Genomic DNA, 11,032 nt, shown 5'->3' with positions numbered 1-11,032 from the left:
GATCTGGCGCCCTCGCCGCGTGGCACGCAGCCGCTCGTGCGCGATCCGGCCGGGGCGCGCGCAGCGCAGCCTGCGCCGCCCGATGCGGCCAGCCCGGCTCCGGAGCCCCTCACCTCCGAAGCTCCCGGGATTCCGCCGGAATCTCAGATGTGCATGGAGAATATCGCGGCTGCGACCGAGGCGCCGGTGCCGGAGCTGGCGCCGGGCAGCGCCACCGGAGTGACCATTTCCGATACGCCGGTGCCGCCGCCCCCGCCGCTGCCGGCGCCAGTGCGCACGGGCATGGCGCAGATCATCGCCCGGCTGCTGGCCGACCCGGCCGGGCAGGCGCAGCCGATCATCGATAAGGCCCGGGCCGAGGCTTATCCGAACGCGATCCTCAACAGCCAATATCCCGAGATCGGCAATGACCGGGCGGCGGGGGTGACGGCGGCGCTGAGCGCGCAGCTGCGCCGGGTCGCGGAGCAGGCCGGGGTGACGTGGGCGGAGCTGGAGGCGGCCGTCGCGGCGCGCCGGGCGGAGGTGGCGGCGGCGGCGAACCAGTCCCGCGCGGAGGCGGAGGCCGGCGGCGAGGCGGGCACGGAAGCGGTGTGCCGCGAGGGCGGCGCGGAAGAGAGCGCGGTGGAGGCCGCGCGCGACGGGGTGGAGGCCCATACCGGCGCAGTGGTGGATGCCGCGGCGGGCGCGGACAGCCCGGCCGTGATCAACCGGCGCCGCGATGAGCAGATCGGGCGGCTGAACCGGCGCGCGGCGCGGCTGCGGGTGGATTATGAGACGGCCCGGCTGCGGCGGCATGCCGCGCTGGAGAGCGCCGGGGCGCGCCAGCAGGCCGCCTATGACGAGACCGAGCGCCAGGATGCCGCGGCGATCACCGCCGCCGGGCGGCCGGAGACGGCGATGGCCGATATCATGGAGCGCGGGCGGATCCGATTCTGGGCGGATACCGAGCGGCGGCGGGTGGGCAACGAGGTGGCGCGGCTGAAGGCCGAGGCCACCACGGACGCGGAGGGGTTTCGCGCCGAAGTGGCCACGGCGCTGAGCGAGGCCACCACGATGGTGCGCGACTGGGCCAGCGGCCAGACCACGGCGAACGAGGGCTTCTTCGAGGGGCTGCTGCGGCGGTTTCGCGAATGGGGGCAGCTGGCCAATGCCGAGGCCGAGGTCTGGGCCGAGGAGCGGGCGGGGGAGGCGCGCGACGCCACGCTGGTGAATGCGGGCCTGCTGAGCCAGTTCGTGGCGAGCCAGGGCGAGACGGTGGACGTGGCTACGAACGCGGCCTTCCAGAGCCTTTCGGCCGAGCAGCAGGAGGTGATCCGCGCCTATTATGCCGCCCCGCCCGGCGCGCGGGATTCGCTTGGCGCCGTGGCGGCGGGGCTGCGCTACCGGCTGGCGGCGGAGGAGCGCGAGAGCCTGATTTCGGCCATGCAGGCCGAGGTGATGGCGAAGCCCGACAGCGATGCCTACAAGCTGCAGGCCATCGGCCAGGCGGAAACGGCGGGCTTTTCGGCAGAGCGGATCGCCGATCAGCTTTACAAGGCGATGTATGGCGGTGTGACCGGCTGGGGTACCGACGAGGATGCGATCTTTGCCGCGCTTTCGGGGGCGACGCCGCTGCAGGGCAAGGCGGTGCGGGCGATGTACCGCGAGAGCCATGGCCGCGACCTCGATGCCGATCTGCGCGACGAGATGGGCGGGGCGGAGCTCGACCGGGCCGAGGCGCAGCTGCGCGGGGATGCGGTGGTGGAGGCCGCGGCCACGCTGCGCGACGCGATGGACGACTGGTACGGCACCGACGAAGACGCGATCATGCGCGCCCTGCGCGGCAAGACGCCCGAGCAGCGCGCGGCGATCGTGGCCGAATACCGGCGCCGCTATGGCCGCGACCTCGATCTGGATCTGGAAGGCGATCTGAGCGGACACGACCTGGAGCGGGCGCGGGCGCTGCGCGAGGGCGATACCGCGCGCGCCGATGCGATTGCCATCGATCAGGCCATGCATGGCGGGTTCCTGGGCCTCGGGATCGGGACCGACGAGGGTCAGATCGAGGGGGTTTATGCCGATATCCGCGCCGATGTGGCGGCGCAGCAGGTGCTGGGCGCGGACGGGCGGATGCGGCCGATGACCGAGCCCGAGATGGAGGCGGAGATCGCCCGGCGCAATCAGGCGGTCGAGGGCTCCTACAATGTGCGCTACGGCGCGCCGGGGGACGGGGAGAGCGCGCTGCGCCAGGCCTATCGCAGCGATATGAGCGGGCCGGAGCTGGACCTGGCCAATGCGCTTGCCGACAACGATCTGGTTGCGGCCGATGCGGCACGGCTGGAGACGGAGCGCCGGGGTATCATCTATACCGACGATGACGCGGTGAATGCGGTCCTGGAGACCCAGTATCAGCGCGAGCTGGACCGGCTGCAGCGCGACCCCGACTGGCGCGCGCGGCGCGATGCGCTGCGCCGCCGCGCCACGGAGGAGAACTGGGATCCCTATCAGGTGGCCGCGGCGGAGCGGAACCTGGACCGGGAGCTGGCCGCGGCCGCGCGGGCGGGCGGGGCGCGCAACATGCAGGCGCTGGAGAGCCGCTACAACGCGCGTTACGACAGCACCGGCCTGCGCGGCGGGCTCGATGGGCTGATCCGGGCGAACATGTCGGGGACCGACCGGGAAAAGGCGCAGAAGCTGCGCGAGCAGGGCGGCTGGCTGACCCCGGCGCAGCGGGTGGATTTCGCGAGCCGGGGCCTCGGGACCGACGAGGCGGATTTCACCCGCGCGACCGAAGGCCTGACCGCGCGGGAAATAGAGGACATGAACCGCGAGCTGGCGGCCATGGGCCGGCCCACGGTGCAGGAGATCGCGGCCGAGGAGCTGGACGGGCGCGAAGGCTTCGACATGCGCCTGCGCCTGCGCGGCGTGCCGGAAAATGCGCAGCAGGAGATGGCGCTGGCCGAGGCGCGGGTGAACTGGGAGCTGGTGAATTCGCCGATCACCGGGCACGAGCGCGACGTGATGACGACGCGGCTCGCGCGGATGCAGGCCGAATACCGGCTGCTCACCGACCCGGCCACGCCCGCCGCCGAACGCGCCCGCGCCACGGCGCAGTTCCGCGGCCGCGGCACCGGGATGCAATCGGCGGTGGAGCTTTACCGCGCGCGGGTGGATGCGGTGACCGATGCGGTGACGACGGCGGTGGCGCTCGTCACCGCGATCGCGGTGACGGTGGCCACGGGGGGGCTCGCGGGCGCGATCCTGGGGGCGCTGGCGGCGGCGGCGATGTCGATGCTCTATAAATCCGCGCTGAAGGGCGCGGCCTATGGCGGCGAGGAAATGGCGCTCGATGCGGTGATCGGGATCGTGGATGCGGCGGCGGCGGCGGCCACGTTCGGCGTCGGCAATGCGCTCTTGCGGGTGGCGTCGGCGGGCAAGCCTGCCGTTGGGCGGCTGGCTTCGTCGCGGCTCGCCGCGGCTCTATCTCGGATGGCGCAGACCGGCAGGCGCGCGAGCCGGATCCTGGCCCATGGCGTGGCCGAGGGGATCGAGGGGGCGGCGGGCGCGCTGCCGTCGGCGCTGGCGGGGAACCTGCTGAACGATGCCAACTGGGAGCATGGCAACCCGGCGCTGAACATCCTTTCGGGGACGATGGTGCAGACGGGCTTTGGCGGGCTGGTCTCGGGCGGGATCGGCGGGCTCGGCGGCATCGGGCGGCCGCATCTGCCCGTGCCCGATGTGACGGTGCCGCGCGGCGCCCGGCCCGAGTTTCACAGCGGGGATATTCTGGGCGCGCGCGGCACGCCCGCAGACCGGCTCAGCGCCTGGCGGGCGTTCAAGGCCGAGAACCCCGAGGCCCGGATGGGCGACTTCCTGCGCCAGTTCGATGCGGCGGCCGAGGCGCGGCTGAAGGCCGATGCGCTGGATGCGGGGCTGCAGCGGCAGATGCGCGGCGCGGTTCTGGCCGGGATGCCGCCCGCGGCGCGGCGCGATTTCGCGGGGATCCGGGTGGAGGTGCTGCCCGAGGCCGATTTCCGCGCGCTGACCCGCTCCGAAAGCGGGGTCGCGGTGACGCTGGTGGAGAATGGCCGCCCGCGGATCGTGCTGAACGGCGCGCCGGAGGCGGCGTCGCTGCGGCTGGCGGCGCTGCGCGAGGAGGGGGTGCATCTGGCGCAGCTCGCCGATCCGGAGCTGGGGCCGCTGGTGCTGCGGCTGGACGAGGCGCGGATGAAGGGCTGGGACCGGCTTTCGGTGGGCGAGCGGGTGGAGCTTTACCGGCTGAAGATCGGGCTGGAGGCCGATGCGCAGATCCGGCTGATGCGCGGCCTCGCAGCGGATTTCGCCCGGCTGCCGCCCGGGGCCGCGCGCGATGCGCTGGCCGAGCAGATCGCCCGGGCGGAGGCGACGCTGATGCGGCTGGAGGCGCGGGCGGCAGAGGTGGCGCGGATTGGCCTTTTGCAGCGGATCGCGATGGCGACGGGGCTGAAGCGCGCGCCGCAGTTCCTCGATCAGCCTGCGCGGCTGTTCAACAAGGGGCTGAAAAAGGCCGCCAATACCAATGGGCCGCCGGTGTTTGCCGTGCTCGACGATGCCGCCCTGCCGGCCCGGGGCGCGCTGGTGACGGACAGCCCCTACCCGGCGCGCTCCGGGGTGCCGGAGCTGCAGGGGCGACTTGCGGAAAATGTGGCGCCGGCGCGGCTGTCGGAGATCGAGCTGAAGGACGGCGCCCAGTTCCGCGCGATTCCGGAGGGCGGCGCCGAAGCCGCGTTCCGGGTGAAGGACGGCCAGCTGCAGATGCAGACCGGCACCCGCTGGCGCCCGGCGAAGCCCGGCAAATACACCCGGCCGGATGCGGGCGGCCCGGCGTTCGAGTACAATGGCGGGCGGCGGGTGCATGTGCGGCGCCATTACCGCAAGGTGGAGTTTTTCGACCCGGCGAAGCCCGATGTGGTGCTGGAGCTGCGGGAGGAGACGCTGCACCTGAACCGCAACGACCTGAGCTTCACCCATTGGGACATCAGCGGCGGCGAGATCGCGAAGCGCGGGCGGGTGGCGGAGGCGCAATCGCGGCTGATGTCGGCGGCGCTGGCGGCGGATCCGAAATCGGGGGTGCTGGCGAGCTTTCAGGTCCAGCGCGCCGATGGCACGGGCTTTGATGGGGTCGAGCTGCGGATCGACGCGGAGGGGCGGCCCTATCTGGCGGTGGTGGAGGTGAAGGCCTATCCCGACAATTGGGTCGGCTATCATGAATTCACCGCGGTGAGCCGCTATGAGGGCAATCCGGCGGCGGGGCTCTCGCCCGGCAATCTCGATGACAATCTGGCCGATATGGCGGCGCGGCTCCGGCCCACGCGTGCGGAGCGCATTGCGGCGGAGGCCGAGGCCGCGGCGCGGCTGATGGCGCAGGACGGCGGCGGGGCGGAGCTGGACCGGAACCTGGAATTCCTGGCCGATCTGATGAACGACGGGCCGATGGCGGCGCTGAGCCGGCAGCAGCCCTACAGCGCCGCCGAGCTGGCCGCCGAAACAGAGCGGATCCTCGATGGCGTGGTGGCGCAGCGGCTGGGGATCGCCGCGGATCAGGCCCGACAGGTGCGCGCGGCGCTGGAGGCGGGCGATGTGGAGCTGCTGCTGCGGCTGAGCCCCGGAACGCGGGTGGGCAACCGCGGCGCCCAGACCACGCTGCCGCGGCTGCGGACGGATTGGGAGGCGCTCCTGGGCAAGGATGTGGTGAAGCGGTTCCGCGGCGTCCGGGTGGAGGAGATCGAGGCGAAGGCTATTGCGGCCATGGCGGCGCATCCGGGCGTGGGGCCGAGTGGCGTGGCCGCGGCGCCGTTCATCTCCGGCGCGGGGCAGGTGTTTGACGTGGTGCCGGTGCCGAGCGGGGGGCTGCGCACGGGGGCCGGCGGCTCGGTAGAGGCCTTCGCCGGGGTGCTGGCGGAGCGGCTGCGCAGCGCCGTGATCCTGCCCGATGGTAGCCACCGTGAGCTCGGCCTCGTCGTCGATTTGAGCGACCTTATTGGCGACAAGGAGGCGCTGCGCGCGGCCATTCTCGCGGCTCTGCAGGCGCGGAACCTGCCCGCGGGGACGCTCGGGCGGGTGGCTTTCGTGCTGAACCGCCGGTAGCCTTGGGAGAGATGCGCATGTGCAGGACCGACAGGCGAGGGAGATGACAGCCATGCCACAGACCGGCACCACACCCGCGGACTGGCCCGGGCTGATCGCGATGCTGACACGGGATCCGGCCGTCGTCGCGCGGCTGTTTATGGCCGATTTCCGCGATGCGATGGCGCATGCGCCCGGGGATCCGCTGTTCGGCCCGCCGTTTCTGGCGGCGGCGGGGAGCGTGGCGCTCGGGCTGGCCCTGGGGCAGGAGGCGGTGATGGCGCGGATCCTGAAGGACATGCTGCCGCTCGCCCGCGCCGTGCAGGCGGCGCCCGGGCCGGGCCTGGCTGCGCAGACCTTTGGGGCGCTGGCGGTGCATGACCTTGCGGCTGCGGCCGGGCTGCCGATGGATGGGCTGGATCCGGCGGCACTGCTCGGCCGGCTGGAGCACCGGGACCGGTTCGGGCCGGGCGGGCGGCGCCGGGCCGCGGCGGCAATGGCCGCCCATGGCCGGCTGGACGCGGCGCGCGCGGTCCTTGAAGCGCCCGAGGAAGAGACCCCCGCGGAGATTGTGGCCGACATCGTGGCCTTTCTGGCGGCGCTGCCCAGGGCGGAAGCCGAATGGGAGGCGCTGCTCGCGGCCTTCCCGGCGCGTTTCGCGGCCGATCAGTTCGACTGGCCCGAGCTTTACTGGCTCACACTGGCGCTCTGCCGCCCCGAAACGGCCGCGATGGCACGGCTGCGGCAGGCGATCGCCGCCCGGGCGGGCGCGCGGCCGTGACCCGGCACCGGCTCGATCCGGCTCTGGGCTTTGCGGCGCTGGCGGCGCGGTTGCGGGCTCTGGGCTGGCACGAAGAGCGCCTGCCTGCGCTGTTGCCGCCGCTGATCCCCGGGGAGCCGGAGCTTGCCCGCTTCCGCCGCGGCGATGCGGTGCTGGACTATGGCTTCGACCCGGTGCGGGGGCTGCGCTGGCTGGAGGGGGCGGAGGATCCGTTCGGCCCTGCGGAAGATGCGCTGGTGGCGGTATTGCGGGGCGGGGTGGAGGAGGCGTCCCGCGCGGCCATCGTGGTGGCGCGCAAGGGGCTTTGCGCGCTCGCGCCCCTGGTGGAGGCCATGGCGCGCCCTTCTGCGGCGGCCTATGAGCGGCCGGAGCTGGAGCTGTTCACCGCCGTGCGCCGCGTGGTGCTGGCCTGCCTGCGCGGGCAAGCGGAGGAAACGGAGGCGCAGGCGCGGTTTCGCCGCTGCCTTCTGGGGCAGGATACGGACCCGGACATGATGCTGCGGCTGGCGCCGCTGCTGCCTGCCGGGGCGGAGGGCGGCATGGCGTGGATCGGCCTGCCGCCGCCTGTGCCGCGTGCGTGCCTGCCGAACCCGCCGCGGCGCGTTGCGCGGCCGGAGGGGCTGCGCTTCGGGCCGCTGGCCGGCGCGCCGCTGCCTGCGGAAGCGCTCGGCCTGCGCGGGCGGCTTGTGACGGCAGAGGAGCTGGAGGCGGCGTTGCGTGGCGCGGATGGGCGGCCCTTCCCGGGCGGCCTGTCGCCGCAGGCGCCGCCGCCCGCGGGCTGGCCGGAGCCGGTACCGCCGGAGGGCGAGTGGGTGATGAAGGAGGGGGCGCTGGCGGTGGCCCTGCCGGGGCGGATCGGGCGCTTTCGCCGCCCGCTGGAGGGCGCCCGCCATGCGATGCGCCCGGTGCAGAACGAAACCGCGGGGTGATGCGGCGCTTACTCCCGCCCGGCGTCGAGCGCGAGCGGGCCGTCGGCCTCCAGCCGGATCCGGCCCCGGCCGACGCGCAGGAGGCGCAGCGGCGCCTGCTTTTCCTCGAGGCGCCGGCGCAGCAGCAGGCGGGTTTCAAGGTTGTCCTTGAGCTCCGGCATCCGCGCCCCGGCGGCAAGACGCAGCTCGCGGTTGGTGAATTCGCTCCGGCCATCGCTCAGGTGCCACTCCATCATCAGGCGCAGCAAGGTCCCCGCCACACCCTTCACGATATAGACTCCGTCGATGAACACGCTGTCGTCATAGCGGTGATGGGCGATGCGGATCGGCTTTCCCGTCGCCGGGACGGGGGGCGGGGGTGCCTGCCGCGGCTCGGCGATCGCCGCTTCGCGCTCGCTGGCCCAAAGGGCCAGTGCGGCCTGCGCGGCGAGGATCTGCAAGGCCGCCTCGTCCTCGTCGCGAAAGGCGAGGCGGCTCTCGCTTTCGAGGAACAGAACGCCCGTCACCACGCCGCGCGCGATCATGGGAATGGCGATCTGGCTCATGGCCCGCGGCAATTCCGGGAAGGCGATGGAGCGGGACGCGTTCTCGGTCAGCTCCGCCTCGAGGCCGATGGCCTCTCCGAAGCGGCGCAGGCGGCTCATGTCGCTCACCTTGGTCGTCTCGCCACTGCTCACCGCTTCGCCGATGAGCCCCTCGCTGCCGGAAATTTCCGAGCCGAGGCCGGAGCGGGCGTAGCCGAGACTGCCGGTGGTGATCAGGCCAGAGCTGCCGCCGTCGCGGACCAGAACCAGCCCGTGGCTGTAGCCGAGCACATCGCGGATGCCATGGAGCAGGCAGTCGATGATCTCATCGGTGCCGGACTGGCGCTCGATGGCGCGGGCCGCCTCCGCGAGCCGCGGAAGGCTGACAGGGGGGCGCACGGCTTCGGGCGGCGGGCTTTCGACCGGCGAGGGCACCTTCTCGATGCCGTGCACGCGAAAGATATCGGCGCTGCGCAGGCGCATCACTTCGGACATGCCGACCTGGGCGCTGGTGGCCTTGAGCTGGCGCGAGATCTTGTCGAACAGCTCGCCGGAATCGACCGAGCGCACGAACCCGATATCGAGCAGGAACTGGTCTCCGGTGAAACCGTCGACGAGGATCAGCGTGACCTTGGGGTTGGCGCGCACATTCGCCGCCGTCTTCGCGAAAAACTGGTTCGACAGCGCGACATGGTCGTCATCGACCCGCAGGACATGCGACAGGTAGGAAATATTCGGCATGCCATCGGCGGCCGCGGTGGCGATGATCGAGGGGATGACCCCTTCGAAACAGGGGGCGAGGTCGCTCAGGCGCAGGTTCATGAGGCGGGTATCCCGGCGCGCATTCCGGCGAGGGGGCCCGGGGTCTGGACATAGATCTCGGTGATGACGAGGCGGGCGACGCGCGCGCCGCGCGCCGTGAGCCAGGGCAGGATCAGATGATTGGACACGCCGAGGGATTCGAGCGCCCCGGTCGCGGCGGCGATGAATTGGCCGGCACGTTCCAGATCCTGCGCCTCCGTCTCGCGCAGGGCTGCTGCCCCCTTGAGCTGGAAGGTGACATAGTCGGCCGGGCTGACGAAGGTGACGGCGAGCTTGCCGGTTTGCGGCACCGCTGTTTCGAGGCGCGGCCATTGCCAGCCGGAGAAAATGATGTCGAGGCTTTCGCGATCCTCATGCACGCGAAAGCCCACCCCGCGCCCGGCCGAGGGCCGGCCCTGCCGATCGGCCGCCGCGACGATGCACATCAGCGGCCGCTTCAGGAAATCAAGCAGATCATCATCCAGCTTCAACGCCGCCCCCGGTCCGGTCCTGCAGCATTTTAGCAGTCTTTTAGGATATGCCCATGGATTTGCGTATTCATTTAGGAACGCGGATCTCCGCGCAACGCTATCAAGGCGCCAGATCCCGGGCGACCGCCGCCGGGGCCACAGAGCCGGATGACGGCAGAGCGAAAGGGAACCCGAAAATGAACGATATGTCTTTGCGTGAGGGTGCGATGGCGCTCTCGGACGGGCAGATCGATGCCTATCTCGCGCGGATCGGCATGGAGCGCCCGCGCAGCCCCGACCTGCGCAGCCTGACGGAACTGCATAGTGCCCATCTGCTGTCCTTTACCTGGGAGGCACTGGATGCCTTCATGGGCTGGCCGTCGGAGGTAAGCCCTGCTGCCGCCTTCACAAAAATGGTGGAAGGGCGCCGGGGGGGCTGGTGCTACGAGATGAACGGGCTGTTCGGCGCCGTTCTGGCGGGGCTCGGGTTCCGGGTGACGCGACTGTGCGGGGGCGTCAACCGGGAGATCCTCGGCGACGTCGCAATCGGCAATCACCTGACGCTGCGGGTCGATCTCGAGCGCCCTTATCTGGCCGAAGTCGGGGTTGCGGATGCGATTATCGCGCCGGTGCCACTCGCCGAAGGGAAGATTAGCCAGCGTGACTTCGATTTTGCGATCATGCCCGTGGACGGCGGCTGGATGCGCTTCCGGAACCACGCCCGCGGCATCGCTCGGAGTTTCGATTTCCACCCCGGTCATAGCGACGAGGACGCGATGGCGGCAAGCCATGGCTGGCTGATGCGGGACCCCGGGTCTCCCTTCACCAATGCGCTCGCGGTGTTCCGTCATACAGCCAATGGCTATGTCGCGCTGCAGAATGACTGTTTGCGGAATGTGACGGCGGCGGGCGTCAGCGAGCGGCGCCTGACCAGTGCGGACCATCTGGCCGATACGTTCGCGAGCGTCTTCGAACTGGATATCCCGGACGCCGCGCCGGTGTGGGACCGGATCCAGTCCCTCGCGCGAAACGCGGCTGCCTGAAGGCGCCGGCCGGTCGTCCTGACCATGTGTCATGGGGTGGGTCAGTCGATTTTCTCGTCGCATGAGCTGAGGCGGTTCGAATGAGAAAGAGGCGTTTCAAGGACTGGTGACCTGCCACGGGAGTTTTCCTCCATCTGCGATTAGAGTCCGGCCCATGGAGAGGACGGACGATGAAGAAGGCACGACTGACGGAAGAGCAGATCATTGGCATCTTGCAGGAGCATGAGGCTGGCGCGAAGTGTGCCGATCTCTGCCGCAAGCACGGGATGTCGGAAGGCACGTTCTATGCCTGGAAGGCGAAGTATTCCGGGATGACGGTGTCCGAGGCCAAGCGGCTGAAGGCGCTCGAGGACGAGAATGCCAAGCTGAAGAAGCTATTGGCCGAGCAGATGCTGGACAT

7 protein-coding genes are annotated in these 11,032 nt (G+C 71.2%); 5 read left to right on the top strand and 2 right to left on the bottom strand.

Translation table 11 applies throughout. From position 1 onward, the window contains the following. The first annotated feature begins 153 nt into the window (after positions 1-153). Genes ACOMG5_RS16920 through ACOMG5_RS16910 form a run of 3 tightly spaced genes read left to right on the top strand, consistent with a single transcriptional unit; the run spans position 154 to position 7,794 of the window. On the top strand, positions 154-6,105 hold the full coding sequence (locus ACOMG5_RS16920; RefSeq protein WP_420344961.1) for a hypothetical protein: 5,952 nt from the start codon (positions 154-156) through the stop codon (positions 6,103-6,105). Positions 6,106-6,148: 43 nt separating this feature from the next. Next, entirely contained in the window at positions 6,149-6,865 is a 717-nt protein-coding gene (locus ACOMG5_RS16915; RefSeq protein ID WP_420344960.1) for a hypothetical protein, read from the top strand. Then, a complete protein-coding gene (locus tag ACOMG5_RS16910; RefSeq protein ID WP_420344959.1) occupies positions 6,862-7,794 on the top strand; it encodes a hypothetical protein in 933 nt (310 codons plus the stop codon). The genes ACOMG5_RS16915 and ACOMG5_RS16910 overlap by 4 nt, the downstream gene beginning before the upstream one ends. An 8-nt stretch (positions 7,795-7,802) precedes the next feature. Here ACOMG5_RS16910 and ACOMG5_RS16905 read toward each other — a convergent pair whose 3' ends face one another. After that, entirely contained in the window at positions 7,803-9,140 is a 1,338-nt protein-coding gene (locus ACOMG5_RS16905) for a GAF domain-containing protein (RefSeq protein ID WP_420344958.1), read from the bottom strand. Next, positions 9,137-9,565, bottom strand: coding sequence for a hypothetical protein (locus tag ACOMG5_RS16900; protein ID WP_420344957.1), 429 nt, complete (start codon positions 9,563-9,565; stop codon positions 9,137-9,139). Before ACOMG5_RS16900 ends, ACOMG5_RS16905 begins: the two co-directional genes overlap by 4 nt. 98 nt (positions 9,566-9,663) lie before the next feature. On the opposite strand from ACOMG5_RS16900, the gene ACOMG5_RS16895 reads away from it, so the two are divergent. Beyond that, positions 9,664-10,632, top strand: a complete 969-nt coding sequence (locus ACOMG5_RS16895) for an arylamine N-acetyltransferase family protein (protein WP_420344956.1) — start codon at positions 9,664-9,666, stop codon at positions 10,630-10,632. Between the two features lie 170 nt (positions 10,633-10,802). Further along, positions 10,803-11,032 (top strand): transposase (locus ACOMG5_RS16890; RefSeq protein ID WP_420344955.1); only part of this gene is annotated, 230 nt, incomplete at its 3' end.

The sequence above is a fragment of the Paenirhodobacter sp. genome, from assembly GCF_041916475.1.
Lineage (GTDB): Bacteria > Pseudomonadota > Alphaproteobacteria > Rhodobacterales > Rhodobacteraceae > Rhodobacter.
The sequence above is the reverse complement of the archived record's forward strand: the minus strand, read 5'-3'. Positions and strand labels throughout refer to the sequence as shown.

Coding starts and splice junctions, on each gene's coding strand:
- ACOMG5_RS16900 (WP_420344957.1), bottom strand. CDS start 9,565: ATGTGCATCGTCGCGGCGGCCGATCGGCAGGGCCGGCCCTCGGCCGGG.
- ACOMG5_RS16905 (WP_420344958.1), bottom strand. CDS start 9,140: ATGAACCTGCGCCTGAGCGACCTCGCCCCCTGTTTCGAAGGGGTCATC.
- ACOMG5_RS16915 (WP_420344960.1), top strand. CDS start 6,149: ATGACAGCCATGCCACAGACCGGCACCACACCCGCGGACTGGCCCGGG.
- ACOMG5_RS16920 (WP_420344961.1), top strand. CDS start 154: ATGGAGAATATCGCGGCTGCGACCGAGGCGCCGGTGCCGGAGCTGGCG.
- ACOMG5_RS16895 (WP_420344956.1), top strand. CDS start 9,664: ATGGATTTGCGTATTCATTTAGGAACGCGGATCTCCGCGCAACGCTAT.